Origin of the sequence: Zhongshania aliphaticivorans, assembly GCF_902705875.1 — a bacterium.
In the GTDB taxonomy this organism is placed as follows: domain Bacteria; phylum Pseudomonadota; class Gammaproteobacteria; order Pseudomonadales; family Spongiibacteraceae; genus Spongiibacter; species Spongiibacter aliphaticivorans_A.
Genome location: NZ_CACSIK010000001.1, coordinates 1006193 through 1031773 on the forward strand (window position 1 = coordinate 1006193; position 25581 = coordinate 1031773).

The following is a 25581-nucleotide window of genomic DNA, read 5'->3' on the forward strand; positions in this document are numbered from 1 at the left end:
TCGAAATGCGCCTGAGTATGAATCCCTTGTTTTTCTTAAGTAAATTAATGGGTTGCGCTAGCTTCGATGATATATCAATTTTGGCAAAACGCGCATGCGCACGATTGAAATGTTAGGTGTTTTCGTGATGAACGCAGAAATCATCAAGAATAAATTAAAGAGTTCGTCTTTATGTGAGGCAGGCAAAGCTTACGAGCTATTAGCAAGTGGTTCTGAATTGGTGGTTGACGAAAGCGTTATTGATGTTGCTTCCTCTGGAATTCTAGAAACTTATCGGATTAGAGGTAAACATATTTCAGATAGGTCTGGTGAGCACGCTCAAAGACTGGCTAAAAGCACAAAAGAGTTAGTAGATGCGATTGAGTTTCGAGATCCAAAACAACTCAAAACGGCTCGTATAAAATCGCCTGGTCTAGGTTACTTTTTAATTTGGTTTGAACCAGTTAGCAGTGAACTGATGGGGTGTTGTTACTTAATTAAGAACAATGAGGTTACGGAGCAAGCATGGAGCCAAATGTGGGACAACACTTAACAAGCGCATGTTGTTCGCCCCTTCGAGGCTGGGACCTCCGTTCCGCTGCGCTTCACTACGGCTCCAAATACGGGCGTTATGTGCAAATAAGCTAAGGATGCCAAAGTAGAAAACCGCTATGAATCAATACCCGTCATATATTTATGAGCCAGCAAAGAGCATTGAGGTTTTTGAGGCTTCTGAAAAATATCTAAATACCAACCCTCTTTTAAAGGAAAAAATTACCAACTTGGGTTGGTGTTATCAGAGTATTGGAAAATCCATACCTCAAACCATGGAAAACTTCTGGTCTGGTCACTTCTTTCCATTTGTGGAGTCGAGCGAGGAACTTCAAATATCTTTTAATCTGGTGATGTTCGGCTTGTATAAGCAAGCATTTATGTCATTGAGAAGCGCTCTTGAAGTAGGCATGTTGTCCGTCTATTACAACATAAATGATGATGGGCATAAGATTGTTAAAGACTGGCTCAATTCCAAAGACGCCTGGGAAGCCAATACACCTCGATCAGATAAAATCTGGAAAATATTAAAAAAGAATAAAAACATAGAAAACTTCGACCTCAAACTCAACCTCAAGGAAAGGTTTGAGGATCTGAGTTATTTACATAATTTTGTTCACACGAAGGGGTATAAATATTCAAATAAACTAGGGTTAATGAAGCCCAATTACCAAACGTTCGAGGAAACAATATTTCTAAAGTGGTTAGATGCGTATGAAAAGGTCGTAATAATTGTGGCTACGCTACATATGCTGAAGTATCCAATAGCTTCGATTGAATATGAATGGGATGATAAAGTCGGAATAGACAATCCTTTTCCTGTATTAGAGCCATACGAAATAGATCGAATTAAAGAAATATTGCCATTCTCTTATTTCCGCGAAATTCAGACTATTGCTAGCGTTGATCCTGATACTCAAGAGTTGCTAGAACATATTAAGAATCTGCCAGACATGACAGAGAAAGAAAAAGAGCAACAAATAGTCGATTTCGATAAATCAATGATTGAGAATGGGCAAGGATTTATCGAATGGGAAAAGCAAGAATTAAAGTGGTTAGAAAAAATGAGTGATGAGGCAAAGGAGAAAGTCATTCGTAGGATAGATAGTATAAGGGAATGGGCTATAGAGAATAATATGATGAAGCCAAAGATTGAAAGACTAAAAGAAGAAGAATTTTTTGATAAAAATTTTGACTAGTGCGAATTTTTATTGTATCTGCACATAGCAAATTGCTCCATTTGACGTTTTGGTCTACGCTCCGTTTTGGGGTGGCTGCGCCACTTTACACCAAAACTCAACTCCAACCAAAACGCAAATGAGCAAGGCGTTATAAATAAAAATATCAAAGGACACCTCGATGAATAGAGCCATAATTTTCATATCCCTCATTCTAATTGCATCCTGTGGAATGCAGCCCTAGCAAGAGCCTATAGGAGGCTCTAAAGCTAAAATGTACTTTGATGGCTCTGATATGACACCACCTCCCTTTATGCAAAGAAAGCTTAATGTTGAGTTGTACAGTCAGTGCTATGAGGAAAAAAGTTCTGACGGAGTACTGGGGTCGTTAACGATCAAAGAGTCTAGTTTCAATGTTGATGGCGTAAATTTACCAATTTCTGAAAAAATATACTTATCGTACGGAATTTTGAATCACTGCATGTTGAATTGGAGTATCTCCCCTCAGCAAGGAGCGGAATACGTTGCGACTTTTGATAATGTATTTGGTGGGTGTAATGGAAATCTATATCGTCTCGAAGGAGGTGAGCGTATTAAAGAAGGCTCTGCGATGTTCTTGAAACTTGATGGTATGAAAAAGGTTTTCGGTGACCCTAAGAGTTGGAGGCAATGCAAAAATATCCCGGAATAAATATTTATAACAAGGTGCGGAAAAATAGCCCTTCGGACTGGACTCGCCACTTCGCGGCGAGTTTTTCGCATGGTGTTAGCTTGAAGCGAGGAAAAAATGGATCGGTGGATTTCATATTTATATGAACAGCATTCCGAAAATGAATTGAAAAATTGGGCGTCACGGTTAAAATATTTTCGATATTTCAGAGCATATGGCGGACACGCAAATGACGTAGATTCTCTAGATATTGCTTTGAAATACGAAACCTCAGAATCTCTTCTTAATATATTTGGAAAGCTAGGAATAGAGCCCACTATTTATTTGAAGAAGCCTGAACAACCTATACCTGGAAAAAGATACAGTCTAGGCGAGTACAATGCTTTTCCCTGTTTAATTCCTGCAACTGAGTGGATTAAGCAACCGAGTCATTGCGTAATATTTGGAGTAAATGTTCATGTTTGGTGTGAGAGTGATCTTATTAAGGTATCTGCTAGCCCTAGTAGCTACATTGTAACAGCCGAGCACGTAGAATCAGCTGAAAAATTAGAACGTCACCTCGGTGAACTTAAGAATAATCTTATAGATCCACCAAGGGATACAAAACATTATATATGTCCAAGGTATCACCCCAACATATTCAGCTAATAAGGCTTTGCTGGACTTTATTTCCGTCGCTAGGTTTTGTACTTGAATAGCACAAAAAACCAATCAACTACAGTTCGCCGGTAATCGCGGGCGTTATCGAAAGACTATTTTCATGAAATAGTCATCCCAAATTGACAGACTTCGTATTGCGGTTAATGGGCGATATCACTACTTTCTGCAAAGCTGGCCAAGGCGGACATCTTATGGGTGAGTCGGCACAGCGCATTACTTGTTGCGTAACATGGTTGTCATGGATATTGGGTTAAATAAAAAACCATCGTAGCCATGCGGTGGGTCACTGTTATGGTTTATTCAGTGACACATTCAGGTCTCGCCATGTCTGCTTTATCTATTGCTGTTATTTCCTTAGCGCCCGAGGCACCAGAAGTTCGTCGCCTGCTTTTTACACTCGCGGAGCTGGGTTTTGATGCGACTATTTTTCCCGCGGTTGATGGTCGTAAGGCCATGCCGGTACTGGAAGACGGTGAATCGGTAGATCATCGCAAGGCTTTGCTGCGTCGCCGAGCCACTTTGTATACGGGTGAAATTGCATGCTTTTTATCGCATTCCAGAGCCATTAAACAAGCGTATGCGCGCGGTGATGAGCGTTTATTGATCTTGGAAGACGATGTAGAGATTCTGGCTGGCTTTGCCGATGTTGTTCATGCGGTTACTGCATTACCAGCCGAAGCCGAATTAGTACGTTTAATGGGGCTAAAACGCCGACGCCGCAAAGTCATTGCGACACTGGCATCAAAATGGTCGCTAGTTAGGCCGTTGCGGGGGTGGTGTGGTACGCAGGGGTATATTATCAATCGGGCGGGTATGGCTAAGTTTATCCAACATGCCGATGTTATTAGCATGGCGATAGACAGTTTTTATGACTGCTTTTGGGAAACCGGTATCCGCTGCTATGGGATAGAACCTCATGTGCTTGTGGAAAGAGCGCATCCATCTAGTATTGCCAAACAATGGGGTAAAGTGAAACCGAATGCTTGGACGAATCTTCGTTGGCAAGTATTTAAGTTATACCGCGGTGTGTTGATGCGTTATTACCGCTTGGCACATTATTCAGATTTTTATCCCAATGCTTTTCCCGATGACAGTGTTAAGTTTGCTCGTTCTAAATCAAATAAAAAGACACGTTATTCTAATTCGCCTAACACCTTAAGTCGCTGATGCATGGCTTGAAGATGGTCTTGGTATTTTTGCCATTGCCCAATGCGACTTGTGCTAATAGGCGATCTGACCTGCGTGGTTGATGTTGTTTTTACAGGTCGAGGATTGTTGTAAAAGTGAAGACAGTTTTCTTCCCAAGGAAGACCTATAAACTCAAGCAAGGACTTAACCGTATCGTCGTAGTGGTTTATCAACGTCTCGTATTCTAGAAAGAATACCTTATCTGGTAAGACTTTTTGCCAATAGCGGTAAAGCTCTGCCGCGCCGTGATAACTGTCGGCTAGTTCTTCTTGGTCATAAGTAAAATTAAGCCCGTTGGCAAAATATTGGCGATAGCAGCCCCATAAATTATCCATGGGGTCGCGGCGACAAAAGATTATTTTTGCATCTGGTCTTGCCAAATGGATAAGCCCCAGAGCTTTATAATTTTGTAAATTCTTGTCTGTGAAAAATGGGGTGGCGTGAAGTTCTTGGGTGAATTTTTGATAATTGTCGCCAATTTTTTTCCAATCATTTACTTGTAAATCTTTTGCCCAAAAGGGAAAGGGTTTGGTAATGCCTTTTTCATGTAATAAAGCGGCGGCAGCGCGAGGGAGTGCATTTATTTCATCCCCAGCGGTGACCATTGAATGACTGGAAATGATTTGCTCAATTAAGGTGGTGCCGCTTCTTGGTAGGCCGCAAATAAAAATGGGTGTAGATATCGTTGTCTCTGGGCTTGTTTCTGTGACAGCTTGGTTTAAAACCTCAGCGGAAAAATGTGACGGGATATCTTTAATTTCCTGCATATCTTTTGCGTGGTCATAAGTGACCACGCTGCGCTTTAGCTTTGCTCCTTGCTCAATATGGAAGCATTGTTTGGATATATTATTTCTAAATTCATAGCCTCTGCTGAGGGCATAATGCAGCCTGACTTTGCTATCTGCATTAAGGCTGGGTTTGCTGAGCAGCGCTTCCATTTTGCTAAGTTCGCTATCGTCAATCTCATTATACAAATCTGACCGATTCCAATACGCAAAGCTATTTGATGGTGATAGCCGAAGGCAGCGATTAAAGCTTGCGAGCGCGGCGGACATATTGCCCATTTCTTTAAGGATGATGCCGTGTTGATTCAGGGCGTTGGTATTTGCGGGGGCAAGCTTCATAACCTTTTCAATAATGCTTAGTGCTCGGTCATGTTGATTTAATAATCTTAACGCGCTTGCCTGTGAAAGCAGGGCGCGAACATCGCGTGGTTTATCCTTAAGATATTGTTCTGTGGCTTGTAGCAGGCCGATAAAGTCATTGCTTTGTTGAAGGCTGTTAAATAATAAATACCAAGCGCGGCTTAATTGCGGCACTTGTGAAATGAGCTGTCGGCTCAGTAAGGTCACGGCAGGCCACTTGTTGTTTTCAGCGAGTTGCAGGGTGAAATCTATGGCTTGTCCAGCCGTCATTGCTTTTTGTCCCGGTCTGCCAGGAAGGCTGATATTGACGGTTTTACGCTCGTGTTTGTCAGCGGCAGATTTACTTGGGTTTTTCTTGCTTGCCATTGTTACCTGTATTTATTCATAAGAGTGGCGCGGCCATGATATTAAGTGGTGATAGTTTAAATCTTTGCCTGAATTCATGGTGCTTAAAGCGCTATTGTAACGGTAGCTCGCTTTAGGTGGTAGCGAGGAAAGCCAGCCATGTATATAGCAGGCAAAGCCGGCGAAGGTATATTTTCCAAATTTCGTTAATCAATAAAAGCATAATAAAAACAAGCGCTTACAGATATTTTGTGGCTCGTCTAAACGGAGGATGGTGTGGCTGTGGGGCATGTGTGAGAATTTTTCACCATGCAGAACCCTATGAAAAACGCGTCCGAAGGAGAATATCAATGAGTCAGGTAGCGCAAGTGCCGCGCCAGCCACATATTATTGAGGCAGCGGAATTACCCGACCGTTATGCCCGTGGTTGGTACTGTCTCGGTCTGGCCAGTGAATATACCAATAAGCCAGTAAAGCTCAATTATTTTGGCACCCGTATGGTCGCCTACCGTGGTGAAGATGGTGAGGTGCATATTCTTGACGGATACTGTCCGCATATGGGCGCCGATCTCAGTGAGGGCTGTGTTGAAGAAAATTCTATTCGTTGCCCTTTCCACGCATGGCGCTGGGGTGCAGACGGTGTTTGTGATGACATACCTTATGCGAAGCGAATTCCTGCTAAGGCGGTGATTCGTTCCTACCCTACCTTGGAGGAAAACCATTTATTGTTCATGTGGTTTGACCCTGAAGGTAATCCACCAATAGAAGACCAACGCCCGCCACGTATTGATGACGTGTACAGTGATGATTGGACAATATGGCAAATGGATTTAATGACGATCCAAACCAATGCTCGCGAGCTAATCGATAATATGGCAGACGTGGCGCATTTTGGTCCTATTCATGGTGCGCCGATTAAACAATTTAAAAATATCGTTTATAAGCATGCGTATCGCCAAGAATTAACAGGTGGCTCTGAGCTGTTGGCTGAAGACGGTGAACTTAGCTCAGAAGCGACCTATTATGGTCCGGCTTACATGAACACGTTTATGACTGGGCAAGTGGACGGGATGGATGTGGCGTCTAGACTGTTAGTGACCCATGTGCCCATTGATACCCATAGTTTTGATCTGCGTTTTGGTGTGGCGGTGAAGAAAATTGCCGGTATGAGTGATGAACAAAATGAGGAAATGGCTCGCCAATATACCCAGCAGAATCGCGAGGCCTTTTTCCAGGATGTACATATTTGGCACACCAAAACTCGCGTCGATAATCCGGTGTTGTGTGATGGTGATGGGCCAATCAACCGCCTTCGCCAGTGGTACCAACAATTTTACTTAGATATTGCAGACGTGCCCGACACGTTTAATGAAAAGCGTGAGTACGTTGTTGATTATGCAATCCGCAATCCATAACTAAAGTAAAAATAATAGGGAATAACATGGATATTCGCAGCTTAGGATATGTGGTCATTGAATCAACCGAGCCTCAGCAGTGGTTGGATTACGGAACCAATATTTTGGGGTTAATGGTTGCGCCAACCATGCCCAATGATGACAACGTGTATTTAAAATTAGATTCGCGACCTTATCGGTTTGCCGTTGTTAAATCTGATGTCAATAAGCTGGCTTATTGTGGTTGGGAGCTGCCTGATGAAGCCGGTTTTATGGCGGCAAAAGATGAGCTTAATGCCGCCGGTGTGTCATTTGAAGAAGCTTCTAATACAGAAGCACAAGCACGGCGGGTTAGAGGCTTGATTCGTTTACAAGACCCTTCAGGCAATGGTTTGGAGTTGTTTTGGGGCGGCGAGCTGGATTACGCCAAGTTTATCTCCCCCATGGGAATTGCCGGATTTGAAACTGGAGACAATGGCAATATGGGGCTAGGTCATGCCGTGTTGCCAGCCGCTAAACTCGTTGAAACGCATTTGTTCTATAAAAATGTATTGGGTTTTGGCGACAGCGACTATATGCATTTTAAATTTTCGCCCGATCCCGCAGACCCAGGGCAGGGCTTAAACTTTATGCATGTTAATAACCCTCGTCATCACAGCTTGGCGTTGTATGAAGATCAGGCAAACCCTCTGGGCTGCGTGCATTTAATGCTAGAAGTAAAGGATGTTAATGAGGTCGGTTACTGTCTGGATAGAGTGGAAGCCGCAGAAATTCCTATAGTGTCTACGCTTGGGCGCCATACCAATGACAATATGCTGTCATTTTATATGGCGACACCAACCGGTTTTGCCATGGAGTTTGGGACTGACGGTTTACAAATGGATTGGGAAGGGTTTACCCCCACCGTCACTAGCCTGCCCAGTTTGTGGGGGCATAAATTTAACATGCCAGATGCCTAGATATTCATAGTTAAATTTGGGTGTCCAAGCGGTTATTGCCTTACCAATAATAAAGAACACAGGAGAAATTCGATGAGCGTAGTGCAAGCAAAAACAGCCACTGGCACGCTGTCTGTAGATGAAATGATGGCCGCGATAACGGCGATGCAGCCAAGGTTGCGAGAGCGTGCAGCTGAGACAAAGGCACTGCGTAAAGTGCCACAGGCGTCGATTGATGAGCTGCAAGAGATAGGCTTTTTCCTTGCCTTGCAGCCCAAACGGTATGGCGGCCTTGAGCTTACGCCGCAAGATTTTTTCCGAATGCAGATTGCCTTGGCAGAGGCATGTATGTCTACGGCTTGGGCCAGCGGCATTATTGCAGTGCACGCTTTTCAAATTGCGGTCATGGATGATCGTGCTCAGCAGGCAATTTGGGGAGACTCCATTCATACCCGAGTTTCTTCGTCTTACGCGCCTATGGGCAAGGTTACGCCTGTTGATGGAGGGTTTAAGCTGAGTGGTCGTTGGGGCTGGTCTAGCGGCAGTGATCACTGTACCTGGGCTTTACTTGGCGCCATCATACCGGGTGATGGATACCGTACTTTTCTTGTCCCCAAGGGTGACTACGAGATTATTGATACTTGGCAGTCTATGGGCTTAGAGGGTACTGGAAGCAATGATATTGTTGTGGATGATGTGTTTGTTCCAGATTACATGACCCACAAACAAAGTGATGGCTTTGCCTGTACCAATCCCGGGCAGAAGGTAAATACGGCGCCGCTATACCAGCTACCTTGGGCGCAAACCTTTATTCGCGTGGTTTGCACACCGGCAATTGGTGCCTGTAAAGCTGCTGTGGATTTGTATAAACACGCTGTGCTCAATAAGGCTAGCGGTGACCCAACTAAGTTGGCGGGAGATACCCAAGTACAAGAGCGCATTGCTGCCGCGCAAAATGGTATCGATGAGATGGAAGCACTGCTCTATCGGAATTTTGATGCCATGATGGCTTTGGTTGAGGCGGGTAAACCAGTGCCAATTGAGGACCGTGTCCGTTACCGTTATCACGCATCGTTGGTGATTACCAAGAGCATTGGTATTGTCGATTCCCTGTTTGAAGTGGCGGGAGGGCAGTCGGTATTCTTGGGCAGTGAAATCCAACAGCGCTTCCTTGATATTCATACTGCTAGAGCGCACGTCGCCAATAATCCAACAAGCTTTGCAAGGAACTTGGGCGGTTTGGGGCTAGGAATGGAGAACGGCGATTTCTTTGTATGATATAGCCGTTTAGGTCATTGTGTTATCAAAGCCCAGCTCAGCTGGGCTTTTTTATGCCTGGATATTGGGGGCTTGGGGTATTCTTGTGAATATTTTTATCGAATATAGGTGTACATATTTTTTGTCGACTGTTATGTGGTTGGGCAATCATCACGCTTCAGATTAGGTGGAATTAAGCGACCATCAAAGAATTTTTCTCTACTATTGATATCCATTTCAGTTCTTCTTTTTCTGAATTTTATTAGAAGGTAAATAATTTTTCTGTCAGATAAATGGCATATACTATAAATTTGCGACTGCTTTGCAGTTGATACGAGTAGGGGCGGATGAAATCTGAATTTCTGGTGTTAAGTGGAGCCATTGCCTACAATAAAAAATGATTCATATTCAATGTGATAGGTACGAATCAGTTGAAAGGCGGGTGAAGTGATAAGTTTTGATTTGCTTGGTTTGAGAAAGAAAGTTTAGACAAGCATCGTTAAGTAAGCATTTGAGTATGTATTCTGGTGGAATTGCAGACACAACATTGTTCTCGATTCTTTTACACGAAAATAAAGCCTGATCGACTCGTTGAACACCTAGCTTCTTAAGTATTGTGTATTCACCTTCACGAATATAATAGAGCATTCTTTCGGGCCTTAGGTTATTTCTTCGGCAATGCTCTAGCCAGATCACGAAAAAAATAAAATTTCGACGAGCAAGGTCTAAAGAAATAGGCTCCATCGCTGCGACACGAGCTAAATAGAACTGGTTACTTGGATAAATGCTAAATATATCTCGAATTTCTTTAGGTATGGTTTCAAGCCAAGAATTTGTCGATGCACAGTTGTTTTTATTCCATCGAAGAGATATACCTACATAATCGTAAAGATGTTTATTGTGAAAGTTACCATTGTTGTCGGGATACATAACGTTTAATTTTTCTTTCCAGGATCCAATGTAAATAATTGGTGTGCTAGAGATAAATATTAGATGCTCGAAAGCCCAGATTGGAGTATCGTTGTGATCAATCATAACTCTTGGTCCTGACGTTTCTGTAGATATACTGTTCAACCTCTATCGCAATACGTTCCAAAAATTGAGTCAGAGATTCATTTGGGTGATTTTCTAGGCGATCTTGTAACGCTATCTTTTTGAAACTATTAATATTAATTAGGCTATTAGATATTTTCTGGAACTGAACCTTTGATTTATGAACTCGTACATGTTCGAACACAAATGGCGAAAAAACGATTAAATGTAGTTCCGCTCGAATTGGAATTAGAGCTTCGATTAAAGCAGGTATTGCATTAGCGCAGCTTCCACCAAGTCCACAAATTATGAAGCACTGGCGTGCTCCCGTTACTAATTCAAGTAAATTAGACTGTATATGGTGATAAAAACTATTTCGGATCAGGGAGAAGTCACTTTCCTTGAGGATAATGCGATTCTTCTCTGGTACCGATTCGATGGATTTCGAGTCTGTATTCACATATAGGTATTTGATATCGTGAACTTGCAAGCCCATTACAATTCTATCTAAAGTATTTTTTCCGGCACCACCTAAACCAATTACTATATTCATATGCCTTTACTCGCTTTTTTTTAATAATGGGCATATTGTCTACAAGTCTGCGACAATTTTTGTCGCAGGGAGTCGTTAAAGTGATTCCTGTCGGAGATTTAGATATGGGTAAGAAAATCCAGAGAATAATGGCAATGTTGAGTTTGATACCACGCGAGCCGGCTAAAATTTCAACAGATCGTCTTATGGGCTACCTATCTGATGCTGGACTTGCAGTTACTCAGCGAACGATACAACGAGATCTTCATGAAATTAGCACTACTTATCCAATTGTATTGGACGAGCGAAGTAAGCCCTTTGGTTGGTCATATATGGCTGGGTACAGCTACCAGGGTGTGACTATGAATCCGTTTGAAGCGCTTGCATTTATTATTGCAGCCAGAGAATTTTCAAGTCGTTTACCAAGTGGAGTTGCGCAATACCTTACACCTCAAGTGATTGTGGCAAAGCGTGCTCTTGAATCTTATTCATCAAATTTAGCGGCATTTGATAAAAAAGTAGTACGAATTTCAGCAGGTTTTAAACTGCAACCTGCTGAAATCAATCATTCAATATTAGATGCGGTCTATGACGGTTTACTTCGAGAGAAAATATTGGAGCTTGATTACACTTTAAAAAAGAGAGTCAGAGTTCATCCACTGGGTTTAATATTCAAAGATCAGATTACCTATCTGGTTGGTACATTTTGGAATTATAAAGATGTGAGACAGTTAGCGCTACATCGAATTAAAAATTGCATTGTTACAGATAGCGATTTAAAGGTGCCAGTAGGTTTCAATCTTCAAAAGTATGAAGAAACTGGAGCTCTTGGATGTCTTAAGTCAAATAAAAAGATTAACCTGGAATTAAAAATGAGAATCGCAGCGGCGAAACATCTTAGAGACACTCCTATTTCAGATGATCAGGTGATTACAGAACCTGACATGGAAGGTTGGGTAACTGTTTCAGGGACATTGCCGGATCGTGAAGATTTTCGCTGGTGGATTCTTGGGTTTGGTGAGCAGGTGGAGGTGATAAAACCTCTAGCTCTCCGGAAGAATATTATAATTACTGCAAAGAGGATGAGGGAATTATATGGAGAAGAATGAAGCAGTAAATTTATGGGAAGCTGCTAAATCACAGCTGTCCGAAAAATATTTTCAGATTTTAGAAGATCATTGTATGCTAGATATTTATACAGTAAAGGGGCATTCTGGTGTTTTCTTATCAAGTCCCCCGATTGCATTTTTTTTGGCAAAAAAGCGGGTGATGGTAGTTGGCAGAGAACCAATGGGGTGGCGAGACGCTAGCTGTCCTTATAAGCTTGGCAAAGATACTGATATTAATTCTATTAATTCATCTATGCGTGTTGCTAACAAGTTTGATCTAGAGAAGAAATCAAGGTCTTGGTTTAAACGATTCTATTTTAAGGTTTCATCTGAAGTGGGTGGGGTGGAAAACTCCGCAGTTTGGTCAAATCTTTTTTGCGTCTCTTTTAAGAAAGGGAGTCCGCTAAAGAGCCCCGCTTTTGAGTCAATAAAATTTATATCACAGAAATTACTGTCAGCTCAAATAGAGGTACTTAAGCCAGACGTGATTTTTTTTGCATGCGGATACACAGGAGATAGTTTTATAAAAGAAGTTTTTGAGCTGACAGAGAGTGAAGTTTTGATACCACGATTACTTTGGAGGTTCAAAATTGATGGTATACAGTGTTTCAGAACTAGTCACCCAAGATGGTTGCCCGGCCGTGAAGCTAGAAAGCAAGCAATTCAATTGGCGATAGTCTGAACCCTTGGTCAGTCTTATATGCAAAGTAATACGATGGTTCATTAAATTGTTGTAGCCTGATTCGTTTCTTATGTGGCGAGATTTTGTTCAATTTAATCAATGAGTTTAAGATTTGTAGGCTTCAAACTTTAATCATCTAAGTCTCGGAAATACAAATCCAGCTATGGTGGGCAGGAGCATATTAAATTGCATTCACCGAATGCATCGACCCTACGGATAGGGGCTTTTTAGACTGCTTATTGCTAAATAAGGCCCTGATATCTGCTGGAATGAGTAAAAATGTAAATTGAAGCTTAGATATAGTGGGTACTGTTCCATTCTCATGCGCAACTGCGTATGGCACCCCCATTCTCTAAAGCAATGCGTTTCACCACAAGCTGTCATAAAAACTACTCATCAGTCTAGTCGCTGTCTTCTGAATAGACGTGTAACATAGCATTTTCACTCACTATTTATTTAAAGGATAGCGGTATTCATGCGTCGAACTAAGATAGTAGCTACAGTGGGGCCCGCTTGTGATTCTCGCGCAATTCTGGCGGAGATGATTAGTGCAGGGGTGAATGTATTTCGTTTGAATTTCTCTCATGGCACTGCTGCTGAACACGCTGATAGGGCGGTTATGATTAGAGAACTAGCTGCAGAGGCTGGTTGTCATGTGGGTATATTAGGTGATTTACAGGGACCGAAAATTCGCCTGCGCAAACTTGCTGTTGACCCTATTTCTCTTGAGAAGGGCACCGAGCTGATTTTAGACACCCAGCTTGCGGATGGCGCCGGCGATGCTAGCCATATTGGCGTGGATTATGAACCCTTGGCGCGGTCAGTAAGTGCGGGTGATATTTTATTGTTAGATGATGGCCGCTTACGCTTGTCTGTTGATCGAGTCGAGGGTGAGCAGGTGTTTTGCCGCTCAGAAAGCGTGGGTCAGCTCCAATCTCGCAAAGGAATAAACCGCTTGGGTGGCGGTTTGTCAGCTCCTGCCTTGACTGACAAAGATATGGAAGACATAAAATTAGCAGCCCGGATCGGCTTAGATTTTATTGCGGTATCGTTTCCGAGTAGTGCTGCAGACATAAAGGATGCACGACTAAAGTTAGAGTCTGCGGGATGTTTTGCTCATATCATTGGCAAAATTGAGCGCGCTGAAGCGGTCGCTAACGATGAACACTTGGATGAGCTTATTGAAGCGTGTGATGGTGTCATGGTGGCGCGGGGTGATCTTGGTGTTGAGATTGGCGACGCGAGTTTGATCGGTCTGCAAAAACACATTATTAAGCGGGCTAGAGTTTTAAATCGTCCGGTGATTACCGCGACCCAGATGATGGAGTCGATGGTGGCGAACCCGGTTCCTACTCGTGCTGAAGTGTTTGATGTTGCCAATGCCGTTTTGGATGGCACCGACGCGGTGATGCTGTCGGCAGAAACAGCCTCTGGTATGTATCCTGTTGATACCGTTCTTGCAATGGCAAGGAATTGTGAGGGCGCGGAGTTGTATCCTTCTGCCCGTAAATCCAGTTATCGCTTGGAACGAAAGTTCGATTCAGTAGAAGAGACCTTGGCCATGAGTGCGGTATATGCGGCCAATCATCAAGTTGGTGTGAAGGCGATTGTATCAATGACAGAGACGGGGAAAACCACCTTGCTCATGTCCCGCCTAACGTCTGGCATCCCTATTTTTGCATTTAGTCGAAATGAAGAAACCTGCAACCGGGTGAGTTTGTATCGTGGTGTTTACGCTATCGCAAGTCCGTCTGCTGGGATAGAGATTGCTGATTGCGTTAAGGTCATACAAGCGCAAGGGCATGTGCAACAGAATGATTTAATTCTAGGCACCACTGGCGACGAAGTGGGTGTCGATGGTCATACCAATACTTTAAAAATAGTGCGGGTGCATTAAGTTTTCGGTGATGTTTCTCACCGTAACGCCGTTGCCCGCTAAGATTGACGAATACTGTTAAATTAAACCGTGAGCACTTGCGCTGCTAATGGCTTGTGTACGTGTGCTCACGTTGAGTTTATGGAATATATTTTTAAGATGAAATTTAACGGTGTTTTCAGACACGAATAGATTTCGGGCTATGTTTTTATTGGTTTCACCCTTTGCTAGCAAGGAGAGGATTTGCATCTCACGGGATGTAAGTGCTTCCTGCAATTCAGTGTTGCTTACTTCTAGTTCTGCACTGTGTTCGCAATAGCTTAGTAGGTATTTAATATAGTGATTTAAGCTACTTGACCAGCTGCCGTTTAGGTGGGCTTTAAGTAGCTCTTCCACTTTTGGCCCTTCATCTAAAACGGTTTTGACCACACCGTATTCTGCTGCCAGCGTTAAAGCCGTTTTGAGTTCCGTCGAGGCTTGTTCTGTACTGCCACAATTATGTTGATAGATGGCACTGAGTAGATGGAGTTTTATTTCTCTTGGGATTAAATGATGATGTTGAGCTCGCGAAATGGCATCGTGTAATCGGCTTGCGGTAGTGGTGCTAGGTCGAGTGTGCACTTCTAATCGCAAGTGACTCAGAGTAATGTCTTCTAGAGCGTCGCCAAAACTTAGGTAGTCAGTATTAATGGTAGTGGGATCTATGCTGTCTAGGGCTTTGGCAAGGATAGCGGTGTTTTGATGGGGAGTGTTTAGCAGGTTGCGGCGAATATTTTCCCATTCACAAAGTTTCATGATTCGCGGCCAGTTCGCACTAATTGCTATGTCCTCCAGGGTATCTAGCAGCATCCTTGCTTTATTCTCATCACCCTTGGCGTCGTAAATTCTGATCATGGGAAGATAGGCCGCGGCGACGAAGTCTGGCAGAAGCCCTGTGTCAATCTCTTGGTGATATTGCTCAAAGACTTTTATTGCAGTATCCGCGTCACCTTTTTCATAGAGTGGGTAGAGCGTGCAGCATACCGCTGCGGTGGCGGCATAAGACTCTTCAATATTAAGTCCCTTGGCTTTTAGGGTAGACAAGCTACGGTCGTAGGCTTCGTTAATATTGCCCTGTAAATAGCTGCTAATGATTGTGAGGCCAGTATTATAGCCAGCTAAAAATGGCGCGCTGTCGCCATGGTTGTGATTTCGACCTACGGCAATATGGTAGCGAGCGCCGGCGAAATTTCCGTGGGCAATACGACGAAATGCCTGAATATTTGCGGCTGCGCCTAATTCAAAGGCCCAGAAACCTCGCGCTTCGTGATCTTCGGTTTTTATATTGGCGACATTCTCAAAAGCGTGGTCTAGGTGATCTAGTGCCATTTCTACCACGGCCATTGTGATTTGACGCTCTATTGCGAACTGCCAATCTAAAGGGCGTTCCTTGAGTTTTCTCAGCTCAGTTAAGTAGGGTAATACTTTGGCTCTTCGTCTTAGAAAGGTGAGTGCCCAGGTGATTTTTACGACTAAACTTGGGCGTTTAAAAATATCTTCGAGTGGTATTTTATCTGCCCAGCGTTCCACTGAATGAAGGCAGGCAATGGATATTTGCTCTGAGGCCCAAATGTCCATTGCCTGAGTTGCAAGCTGAAAATTTTGCGCTTGAACGGCGTGAAATAAGGCGTCTTCATAAAGTTGATGTTCTAAAAACCACGTGGCAGCATCGCTATTAATTTTTTTACAACGCTGCGGAGAGCGTTTTCTTAACACGTCTTGCATGTAACCCGAAAATAGACGATGAAATTGGAACCAGTGCCTTTCGTGGTCAATATTATTGAGAAATAGGCCCTGGCGTTCAAGTTGTTCCAAGATGTCTTGTGAGTCGCTGCGGCCTGTTATTTTTTCACACAGTGGGGCGCATATTTTAGGCAATAAAGAGCTGTATAAAAGAAACTCTTGGGTGTCTGGGTCTTGCTGTTGTAAGACATTATTGGCTAAATATTCCGTAATTTGAAACGGCGTGTAAGACTCTAGATTGTTCAGCGATTCTTTAACACTACGCTTTGCTAACGTAAGCCGAAATAGTTGTAAGGCGGCTGCCCAGCCTTCTGAGCGATGATAAATAATACTTAAGTCGTCATCACTGAGCTCAAGCTGATGCTCAATTTCAAAAAAAGATTTTGTTTCTTGAAGTGAGAATTTAATTTCCTCAAACCGGAGAAGCTCTAATCGCTGTTCAACTTGCAGCTCAGTTAATCCAATCTTGGGTAACGATCTTGATGCGATAAAGACTCTTACGCGGTTTGGTAGGTTCTTTAATATATGCCGAAATAGGATTTCAATGTCGGGTTCTTCAATGAATTGAAAGTCGTCAATGAATAAGTGTATCTCAGTGTCGATTTCGGCGAGGCGATTATTGAAGCGTTCGGCGCGCCCTTTGGGTAATGAGTTTTCCTTTGGGGTGACACTATGCTTTGATTTTTGGCTTTCTTCTAAATCACTGGCGATTTTGTCTAAGTGCAGTAAAAGTCGGTTTAAATCGTTATCAGCCTCATCTAATTTTAGCCAAGCGGTTAATTTGCCAGCTTCTTGGCTGGCTACCACTATCTGTTTTAGCAAGGTGGTTTTGCCATGTCCCGCAGGTGCTTGTAAGACAACACATTGGCAGGCGTCTGGTCTATTGATGTGGCTAAGTAAGTCACCGCGCAGCACTTGCTTGGGTTCACCCATGGGGGCGTGAAACTTATGATGAGATTGCTCAAGGTCCATATTGTTTACAGTGCTTGGCATAATTTTTATCGTTATTGACTAGGGAGTGGCGCTGTAATTTGTATAAAGTTGCGCGCTGATTTCACCCAGTTTACTGGGTTTGGCGTGTTCATGCATTGCCCTTGAACTTTGTTTTAATGCAGTGCTTATAGTGAAATCAGCGCGTTTATATAGATTATTCTTGTATTTTTACCAGAACTTTACCGTTGTTTTCGCCCGTGTATAAGCTTTGCAGGGCAGTGGATGCGTGTTCAATACCATTGTGGCAGTGGAGTTTGAATTTGAGAGAACCGTCCTGAAGCCAGCGTGCCAAATATTGCTGCATATTGGGGAAATCGGCTGCGTGATCAAGTATGACAAAGCCCTCAATTTTTAGCCGTTTCATAATGCTATTGTGAAACATATAAGGGCCTGGAACATTTTGGCTTGAGTTGTACATTGAAATTAGGCCGCAAATCACAACACGCCCACCGTTGTTCATCAGTGTTAAGCAGCTATCTAGAATGCTGCCGCCGACGTTTTCAAACTGAATGTCGATGCCCTGTGGGCAGGCCTCGGCTAAGGCCTTGTCAAAATCAGCTTCGCGGTAGTTAATGGCAGCATCAAACCCAAGTTCATCGGTTAAATATTGGCACTTGTCATCACTGCCCGCGGTGCCGACTACACGGCAACCGTTGAGTTTGGCAATCTGACCAGCCAAGCTGCCAACGGCACCGGAGGCTGCAGTCACCACGACCGTCTCACCGGGCTTGGGGTGGGCAATATTTAACAAGCCATGATAAGCCGTGGGGCCTGCTATGCTCATAGCGCCAAAGGCTAAGTCCAAGGGCATACCGTCAGGCACAATAAAGGGGTTCACGGTGTGCGCATCTAGAATGGAGTATTCAGCCCACTCGGTAAGTGCGGTGACTAGCTGCCCTTTTTGAAACAATTTGCTCTTCGACTCTACCACTTCACACAAGCCAAAACCTTTCATGCTGTCGCCTAACGCAACGGGCTCCATATAGAGTTCTTCGCGTTCGCCTAACCACAGGCGATTTGTGGCATCCATGGAAATAATGCGATTTTTGACCTTTATTTGCCCTTCTTCTGGATGAAGGTGGCTTCTTGTTTGGAGGCTAAACGTTTCATTATTGATGTTTTTTTCAGGGCGGATATCAAAACGCCAGTATTGGCATTCGGAGGTGGTCATAGTGTTGTCCTATTTTATTATGATTTTTACGAGGCTTGGGGCCGATTGTTGCCGTAAATTGGGCCGCCAAGCACATCGCCAGCTGCCACTATTTTTACCGTAAAGCGGTTTGGTAATCATCTACCCATTGGGGTAGTGCTCTGCGACCAGTTTACCTGTCAATAATAGTCGTCATCTACCGTTCTTAAGAAATTTGATTATGTTGTGAGTAGAACTGCTCGTATGGGTAGTTGGCGGCAGGTCAGGTGATCGAGAGAATGCGATACATAACTAGATAAGAAGAGATATGGCATGGGTAAACTGATCAATATTGACAATGGCGGAACGTTGACTGATATCTGGGTTCTCGATGGTGATCACTCCTATCACACGAAGACGATCACAACGCCCTTTGATTTAAGTAAATGCTTCTTCGAGGGCTTAAAGAAAATATCTGAAGATATTTATGGTTATGAGGATATCCGCGCATTACTCCAATCCACAGATCATATTCGGTATAGCACTACTCAGGGTACAAATGCCTTAGTAGAGCGAAAAGGACCTTCACTGGGTTTGTTGCTGAATGCTCCAGATAAAGACTGGTGTTGTGAGGATGATCACCAGCTGACGTTATTTAACGATCTAGTTGGCAATCGGGTGGCTGTACTTAATACCAGTGAGAATGAGGCCGACTACCAGAAAAACCTGAGTGACGCCGTTGCTCAGCTTGCCGCAGCTGGTGCTAGCCGAGTTGTGGTGGCCTATGTCGGATCTGATTATATGGCGCAGGAAAGTGCGCTGCGAAAAACCATGCTGCGACTATTTCCCAAGCATTTGTTGGGTTCAGTGCCGGTGCTATATACAAGTGCTTTGTGCCGCCATGCTAATCCCAATATACGACTTTGGACTGCGTTATTTAATGCGTTTTTACACCCCGCAATGGAGCGGTTTCTTTATAACACTGAGAATGAGCTTAGTCATTTTAGGACTAGAAACCCTTTATTGGTCTATCGAAACGACGGTTACTCTGGTCGGGTTGCCAAAACCATTGCCTTAAAAACATACAGCTCTGGTCCTCGGGGTGGGGCAGAAGGTGCCTTGGCCTATAGCAAATTCTATGGATATCAACGTGTCATTACGATTGATGTTGGTGGAACGACAACGGATATCGGTCTTATCGACCAGCAACACATTGTTGATAGCAGATTAGGTCTTGTTGAAGGGGTTAGATGCAGCGACCCGCTAGCTGAAATAGTCAGTGTGGGTGTGGGTGGCGGTTCTATTATTCGTGCCGAAGACGGCGAGATTAAAGTCGGGCCAGAATCAGTAGGTGGAGCCCCGGGGCCAGCTTGTTTTGGAATGGGCGGCGATAAGGCAACCATTACTGATGCGCTATTGGTGATGGGTTTGCTGGATCCAAAAACGTATTTTGGTGGCAAATTACAGCTGAAACACGATAAGGCAGAGGCCGCTATACGTCGTTATATTGCAGAGCCATTATCACTAAGCCTACCGCAGGCTTGCGCACAAATGATGGAGGCTTGGGCGGGTAAAATCGCAACTGGCATTAGGGCTTATACAACAATATGTGACAACACGGTATTGATGGCATTTGGCGGGGGTGGGCCCATGGGGGTTACTGCTGTTGCCAAAAGTGCAGGCATTACCCGGGTTCTTATACCGCGATTATCGGCGGTGTTCAGCGCACACGGTATTGGATTCAGTGATATTGCTCACCTTGCCTCAGAGTCAATTACGGTTGAATCCACACAACAAATTACTGATATCTATCAGCGCCTCAAAGCGCGGGTGTTACGAGATATGCAGACCGAAGGATACGGTGCAGATGAGTGTGAGATTGACGCGTGGTATGAGCATGAATCAACTCGGTATGAGCTACAAATTAGTTCTGAAGGTAAATTGGAAGCCGCTATCGATTGCCCCGAAATATTGCTGAGCGTTAGGGCGATTCACGGTATAAGCCATGCGAAGTTGGCTGAAAACAAGGTGTTTGAGCCTTCGGACCCTACCGCATTTTCAGACAGAGTATTACAAACACCCACTGGTGAAAGTCAGCGCGTTCCGGTTTTTCGTATTGAGGATCAAATTGCCGGCGCTACTGGCGTGGGGCCAGTTGTTCTTGAGGAGGCTTTTTGGACTTGTAATGTTGCAGCGGGTTGGGGTTTTGAGTTCACCGCAAATCGAGACATTGTGCTTAGCGTGTTAACTCAACATGACGCTATTTGATAAGAGGAAATAATAATGAAAGTGTTGGCGACTGAATATTTGCGAGTAGATTTAAAAGAAGAAGTGTGGGAATGCGACAGGTGTAACCATGTACTTGGTTCTGCGAGAGAAAATTATAAACAATTTTTATTAATTCACGACAGAAACCCGCGCGAAGTTCACCACCCCTTACTGGACCCTGAGCGTTACCGGTTTTGTTTTTCACCAGACCCAGAAGTTTGCGTGATCTATGAATTCTATTGCCCCCATTGCGGGTTGATGATGGATGTTGAATATACCGTTCCAGGTCATGCACCGCTACACGACTTGGAGCTAGACATTGATTCATTAAAAGAGAAGTGGTGCGGTTCTGCTGATCTTACTAACGGTAGTGCTGCGAATGCAGCTACGTTTCGCTCATAAGTGGAGAAGTAACAATGAAACGTATAGCAGTAGATATTGGCGGCACATTTACCGATTGTTTTGTGTGTTGGGACGAGCAGTTTATTCAAACTAAATCGTTAACCACGCACCATAATTTGGCCTTAGGGTTTAATGATGCCTTGGATCAAACCTGCGAAATATTAGCGTTGGACCGACGAGATTTATTGAAATCAGTAGATTCGGTTCGCTATGCAACAACGCTGGGAACAAATGCCTTAATTGAAAGGAAAGGACCGCGAGTTGGTGTGCTGATCACCACGGGTTTTGAAAGCACAATTCCTATCTCTAGAGGTCGTGGTTATGGTGATGGTTTGCCAGACGAGCAGGCGAGAGATATGTCTCGCGCTAAGCGCCCTGATCCAATTGTACCCATATCGCGAATTCGTTCTGTAAAGCAGCGCATGGATTATCGCGGCAAGGTGCTCATGGATTTAGATGAGGACGATGTACGTGAAAAGCTCAAGGAATTAGTGGATACCGGTGTTCAGGCAATTGTGGTGACATTGATAAATTCTGTTGAAAATCCTGATCACGAGTTGCGTATTCAAGAAATTTTTGAAGAAGAATTCCCGTCTTCTATGCTAGGCGCAATTCCGATGGTGCTATCGCATCAGGTAGTGGGTCGCAAAGGTGAATACGTGCGTAGCTCCTCAGCTATTATCGATGCGTTCTTGCATTCAACAATGTATTTCGCGATGAGTGCGCTAGAACAAAACCTAAGAGAGAATGGTTACACCCGCCCCATGTTGTTGGTGCACAACTCGGGTGGGATGGCGCAATTAAATTCTACCGATGCCCTGAAAACGCTACACTCTGGGCCTGTTGCGGGTATTCATGCTGCGGGTCAGTTATCGCTACAGGGTGATATTCAAAACATCGTATGCGGTGACATGGGCGGGACGTCGTTCGATATTGGTTTAATTACCGATGGTGGAACCAAGCATTACGATTTTAATCCTGTCGTTGATCGTTGGCGTGTAACACTTCCCATGGTCCATCTTGTCACATTGGGGGCTGGTGGCGGGTCTATCGCTAGTTACGATGCCATATTTAATACCGTTCGCGTAGGGCCGAAAAGTGCAGGTAGTGATCCGGGGCCAGCCTGTTACGACCGTGGGGGGATGCATCCTACGGTGACTGATGCAGATTTAATATTGGGTTATCTCGATGCAGAAAATTATGCCAATGGCGCAATCCCGCTCAATATTCGTCGAAGTTATCAAGCGCTAGAAGATATCTGTGATGAAATGGATATTCCCGAGGTAGAAGCCGCTCTGCTTATTAAATCAATGGCTGATAGTGAAATGGCCGCGGGTTTGGTTCGCGAACTTAATGGCGGGGGATACAAGGCCAGTGAGTTTGTGTTTTTGGCTTACGGTGGTAATGGCCCATTACATTGTTGTGGGATAGCCGAAAAAGCAGGTATTAAAAAAATACTAGCGCCACCGTATAGCAGTGTTTTCTCTGCCTGCGGAGGAGCAGGTTTAGACCAAATGCATATCCATGAAAAAAATGTATCGCTAGGTTTTTACAATAAACACACCCAAGCACTTTATTCTGATTATCTTGCATTTAACACCTTGGTCGAATCCCTTGAGGCTAAAGGGTGTGCTGATCTACTGCGGCAGGGTTTTAAGAAAGAAGATATCCAATACACCCTTGAGTTAGATATGCGATACGGCATTCAGAAAATGGAAGTGAGTATTGCCCTAGAAAACCGTCGTCTTAATAAACCCCATGAGGTGTTGGCTGCAATTGAATATATGAATGCCGATTTTGGTAAGCGCTATGGCAAAGAAATTGTTTCGCCAGAATCTGGTGTATGGGTTTCTACCGTGCGCGTGGTATCGAGGGTAGATTTGGGCACAGTGCGTTTCTCTGACTTAAGGCCACCCGTTAATCGTATCGCTCCCCCCGCACCGTCAGGCTATCGCGAATGTCATTTCAACGGAGTCAAAGTGGCAACGAAAACACCAATATATGGTGCTAATGCCTTGGCGCTTGGCGTTGAAATTTTAGGGCCCGCCATAGTCAATCCAGGCGAGACAACCTACTTAGTTGAACCAGGCTGGAAGTATGTGGCCGCAGCGCAGGGTGCTGTTTGGTTTATTCAAGAATGAAATACAGTGGCAAATAGATAATTGACAGCTCGCCGATAACGGCAGTGAGGAAAATAACAATGAATACAAATACCATAAATCCGGATACCACTGATGACCAAGACTTGGTGGATCGATTTTTAAGTAAAAACCGTGCATTTTTAGGACCCGATCCAGAAATTCAGCGCAACCACCATGTTGCGCCCCGCAGTGCTCGCGAAGAAGAGATTTTGAGTACCACTCAGGATAGTAATTTATATGCTGAAATTCGATCTGGTTTACGCGCTGCATTAGATGAAACTTTCAAAATTGCTGAGATGACGGTTGCATCCCCTGCGGCACAATGTGCAGATATGTCTACGGGCTACTTTACTGCTGCCGGTGACTTATCCCTTGCGTCAACACGGGGTGTTGCTGGTTTTACTGTGAGCTTGCACTATCCAATACGTTTTATTAGAAAATATTTTGAAACTGATGACACCGTTAAAATCAATGAAGGTGATGGGTTTTTATTAAACGATGCTCACTATGGTGGTATTCACAGCCCTGACCAGCATTTATTTATGCCGATATTTCATGATGGTGTCATTGTGAGTTGGTGTGTATGCGCAATGCATGAAGGCGAAATTGGCGCCAGGGTGCCCGGTGGTATGGGACCAATGATTGAGTCGCCGTGGGATGAAGGGCTGCGGGGTTCGCCAATTAAAATGGTTGAGAATTACGCGCTAAAAACAGACCTTGTTACATTTATGCAAAATAGCTGTCGCGAACCTCAGACCATGTTGGCAGATTTAAAGGCGCGTTTAGCTGCATGCTGCCGAATGGAGCGCCGAGGAAAAGAGCATATTGAGCGTTACGGCGTCGACTCCATTATTGGTTTTTTACGTAGCAATGTTGAATACATGCGCGATGAAGGCCGCCGAAGAATTGCTGAATTACCCGATGGTACGGTGCGTACCCAATTTTATATCGATGACACTATGCGCGAACCTGCGCTAATGAAAGTGATGTATTGCTTTACGGTGAAGGGCGACAAAGTCATTGTGGATTTACGTGGCAGTTCACCAGAGCTATTTAATCGCCCAATTAATAGCTTGTTAAGTACACAGGTTCTTGGTGTTGCCATTACGCTTGCACATCATATTTGGCCTGATATGCCTTGTGCGCAAGCGATTATAGATTGCTTTGAATTTATTACTGACCCCGGAACAATCGCTGATTGTTCAGATCAGGTTCCGGTCGCATTGTGCATTCAGCCAATGTTTAAAATTATGACTGCGGCCGAGCTAGCCTTTGCCAAATTGTATTTTGGCGCGCCGGTGAAATACGGAAAAACAAAGGCGGGCTGGTTTAATCAACCTGCGGCCATTATCTATGGTGGTGTTACTCAGCATCAGGATTCCTGCGGAAATATGTGTGGGGATTTAAACGGTATGGCGGGTGGCGCCAAATGTGATGAAGATGGTGAGCACAGTATCGCTCCTTGTTTTGGCGCTAATGTTGATATTGGTGAAAGTGAGGATGCAGAGGAGCAATTACCTTTTATTTACGCTATTTCTAAGCGTATTTGGCCGGGAAATTGTGGCTTTGGGAAATTCCGGGGTGGGGCGGCGTATGAATACGGTTTGATGCGCTATGGAGAGCAACCCTTTGGTTTTCAAACGTTCACTGGAGGGTCGTATTTCCCATCAACGTTTGGGCTTTACGGTGGGTATGCTTGCCCAACTTACGGCACAGTACGAGTTCGCGGTAAAAATTTATTTAAGGTGATGAAAGAAACGCCAGAGCTATTTGAAGCCTCAATGGCCAGTATCATGAATGAGCAATTGATACCTGGGGCTGAATATAGCAGTCACTCTATGGCAGTCGCTTTTGAATTATACCCTGAAGGTGAATTGTTTATGACAAGTCAAGGTGGCGGGGGTGGCTATGGTGACGTGTTAGATCGTGATCCTGAGTTAGTCATCAAAGACTTGGAGGAAGGTTTGATTCGGGATGTCACAGCCAGTGATTTATATGGCGTTGTTTATGACCCAGATACTTACGCGATTGACGAGAAAGAAACCGCAGCGCGCCGGCAAGATATTCGCCAGGGTCGTTTGAAAAAAGGCGTGTCATGGGATTATTTTATGGCAACAAAAGTTAGTCCTGAGCCACCGCCTGCCGTTCCGTTTTTTGGCGGCTGGAATGATTCTGAGGAATTATATTGTGGTCCTTTTGGCAAGGCTCTGCCATCAGCATTACCCCCGATAATTTTACCTGATCCAAAAGATGTCGAAATACAACAGCTAAAAGCCCAACTGGCCGCGCGCAGTTAAATATTTTGATCACTCTAGACAGGTAATAAATT

The 25581-nt window shown here is 44.1% G+C and carries 19 protein-coding genes; 14 read left to right on the forward strand and 5 right to left on the reverse strand.

The window, feature by feature from the left end; all coding sequences use genetic code 11:
- Window positions 1-94 precede the first annotated feature (94 nt).
- From AELLOGFF_RS04595 to AELLOGFF_RS04610, 4 genes are all read left to right on the forward strand, one after another.
- Window positions 95-532 (forward strand): hypothetical protein, encoded by a 438-nt coding sequence (locus AELLOGFF_RS04595; RefSeq protein ID WP_159267573.1) that lies wholly within the window; start codon window positions 95-97, stop codon window positions 530-532.
- A gap of 118 nt (window positions 533-650) precedes the next feature.
- Window positions 651-1730, forward strand: a complete 1080-nt coding sequence (locus AELLOGFF_RS04600) for a hypothetical protein (protein ID WP_159267574.1) — start codon at window positions 651-653, stop codon at window positions 1728-1730.
- Window positions 1731-1983: 253 nt separating this feature from the next.
- Window positions 1984-2400 carry a hypothetical protein gene (locus AELLOGFF_RS04605; RefSeq protein ID WP_159267575.1) on the forward strand — a complete coding sequence of 139 codons (417 nt, stop codon included), beginning with the start codon at window positions 1984-1986 and terminating at the stop codon, window positions 2398-2400.
- Between the two features lie 942 nt (window positions 2401-3342).
- Window positions 3343-4206 carry a glycosyltransferase family 25 protein gene (locus AELLOGFF_RS04610; protein ID WP_159267576.1) on the forward strand — a complete coding sequence of 288 codons (864 nt, stop codon included), beginning with the start codon at window positions 3343-3345 and terminating at the stop codon, window positions 4204-4206.
- On the opposite strand, the gene AELLOGFF_RS04615 is transcribed toward AELLOGFF_RS04610, so the two are convergent.
- Entirely contained in the window at window positions 4173-5738 is a 1566-nt protein-coding gene (locus tag AELLOGFF_RS04615) for a tetratricopeptide repeat-containing sulfotransferase family protein (RefSeq protein WP_159267577.1), read from the reverse strand. The two genes, AELLOGFF_RS04610 and AELLOGFF_RS04615, sit on opposite strands and share 34 nt — an antisense overlap.
- 329 nt (window positions 5739-6067) lie before the next feature.
- Between AELLOGFF_RS04615 and AELLOGFF_RS04620 the strand changes: the two genes are divergently transcribed.
- The 3 genes from AELLOGFF_RS04620 to AELLOGFF_RS04630 all read left to right on the forward strand — a co-directional run bounded on the left by AELLOGFF_RS04620 (window position 6068) and on the right by AELLOGFF_RS04630 (window position 9327).
- The gene (locus AELLOGFF_RS04620; RefSeq protein ID WP_159267578.1) at window positions 6068-7132 is read left to right on the forward strand and encodes a Rieske 2Fe-2S domain-containing protein; all 1065 of its coding nucleotides are present in this window, start codon (window positions 6068-6070) and stop codon (window positions 7130-7132) included.
- A gap of 26 nt (window positions 7133-7158) precedes the next feature.
- Window positions 7159-8070: a VOC family protein gene (locus AELLOGFF_RS04625; RefSeq protein WP_159267579.1), complete on the forward strand. Its 912-nt coding sequence runs from the start codon at window positions 7159-7161 to the stop codon at window positions 8068-8070.
- A 72-nt stretch (window positions 8071-8142) separates the two neighbouring features.
- A complete protein-coding gene (locus AELLOGFF_RS04630) occupies window positions 8143-9327 on the forward strand; it encodes an acyl-CoA dehydrogenase family protein (protein ID WP_159267580.1) in 1185 nt (394 codons plus the stop codon).
- A gap of 387 nt (window positions 9328-9714) precedes the next feature.
- Here the strand turns inward: AELLOGFF_RS04630 and AELLOGFF_RS04635 are convergent, their stop codons facing one another.
- On the reverse strand, window positions 9715-10341 hold the full coding sequence (locus AELLOGFF_RS04635; protein WP_159267581.1) for a hypothetical protein: 627 nt from the start codon (window positions 10339-10341) through the stop codon (window positions 9715-9717).
- Window positions 10334-10891, reverse strand: coding sequence for a hypothetical protein (locus AELLOGFF_RS04640; protein ID WP_159267582.1), 558 nt, complete (start codon window positions 10889-10891; stop codon window positions 10334-10336). Before AELLOGFF_RS04640 ends, AELLOGFF_RS04635 begins: the two co-directional genes overlap by 8 nt.
- An 80-nt stretch (window positions 10892-10971) precedes the next feature.
- Here AELLOGFF_RS04640 and AELLOGFF_RS04645 point away from each other — a divergent pair, with 80 nt between their 5' ends.
- From AELLOGFF_RS04645 to pyk, 3 genes are all read left to right on the forward strand, one after another.
- The gene (locus AELLOGFF_RS04645; RefSeq protein WP_159267583.1) at window positions 10972-11979 is read left to right on the forward strand and encodes a helix-turn-helix transcriptional regulator; all 1008 of its coding nucleotides are present in this window, start codon (window positions 10972-10974) and stop codon (window positions 11977-11979) included.
- On the forward strand, window positions 11966-12661 hold the full coding sequence (locus AELLOGFF_RS04650) for a hypothetical protein (RefSeq protein ID WP_159267584.1): 696 nt from the start codon (window positions 11966-11968) through the stop codon (window positions 12659-12661). Before AELLOGFF_RS04645 ends, AELLOGFF_RS04650 begins: the two co-directional genes overlap by 14 nt.
- 475 nt (window positions 12662-13136) lie before the next feature.
- On the forward strand, window positions 13137-14558 hold the full coding sequence (gene pyk / locus AELLOGFF_RS04655) for a pyruvate kinase (RefSeq protein ID WP_159267585.1): 1422 nt from the start codon (window positions 13137-13139) through the stop codon (window positions 14556-14558).
- Between the two features lie 57 nt (window positions 14559-14615).
- Here the strand turns inward: pyk and AELLOGFF_RS04660 are convergent, their stop codons facing one another.
- Both AELLOGFF_RS04660 and AELLOGFF_RS04665 read right to left on the reverse strand, forming a co-directional pair.
- Window positions 14616-17312, reverse strand: a complete 2697-nt coding sequence (locus AELLOGFF_RS04660) for a LuxR C-terminal-related transcriptional regulator (protein WP_159267586.1) — start codon at window positions 17310-17312, stop codon at window positions 14616-14618.
- A gap of 154 nt (window positions 17313-17466) precedes the next feature.
- Window positions 17467-18483: an NADP-dependent oxidoreductase gene (locus tag AELLOGFF_RS04665; protein WP_159267587.1), complete on the reverse strand. Its 1017-nt coding sequence runs from the start codon at window positions 18481-18483 to the stop codon at window positions 17467-17469.
- 291 nt (window positions 18484-18774) lie between these two features.
- Here AELLOGFF_RS04665 and AELLOGFF_RS04670 point away from each other — a divergent pair, with 291 nt between their 5' ends.
- The 4 genes from AELLOGFF_RS04670 to AELLOGFF_RS04685 are packed head-to-tail and all read left to right on the forward strand — an operon-like array spanning window position 18775 to window position 25549.
- The gene (locus tag AELLOGFF_RS04670; RefSeq protein WP_159267588.1) at window positions 18775-20709 is read left to right on the forward strand and encodes a hydantoinase/oxoprolinase family protein; all 1935 of its coding nucleotides are present in this window, start codon (window positions 18775-18777) and stop codon (window positions 20707-20709) included.
- Window positions 20710-20724: 15 nt separating this feature from the next.
- Entirely contained in the window at window positions 20725-21111 is a 387-nt protein-coding gene (locus tag AELLOGFF_RS04675; RefSeq protein WP_159267589.1) for an acetone carboxylase subunit gamma, read from the forward strand.
- Window positions 21112-21125: 14 nt separating this feature from the next.
- Entirely contained in the window at window positions 21126-23252 is a 2127-nt protein-coding gene (locus AELLOGFF_RS04680; RefSeq protein ID WP_159267590.1) for a hydantoinase/oxoprolinase family protein, read from the forward strand.
- Between the two features lie 59 nt (window positions 23253-23311).
- Window positions 23312-25549, forward strand: coding sequence for a hydantoinase B/oxoprolinase family protein (locus tag AELLOGFF_RS04685; RefSeq protein ID WP_159267591.1), 2238 nt, complete (start codon window positions 23312-23314; stop codon window positions 25547-25549).
- Window positions 25550-25581: the final 32 nt, after the last annotated feature.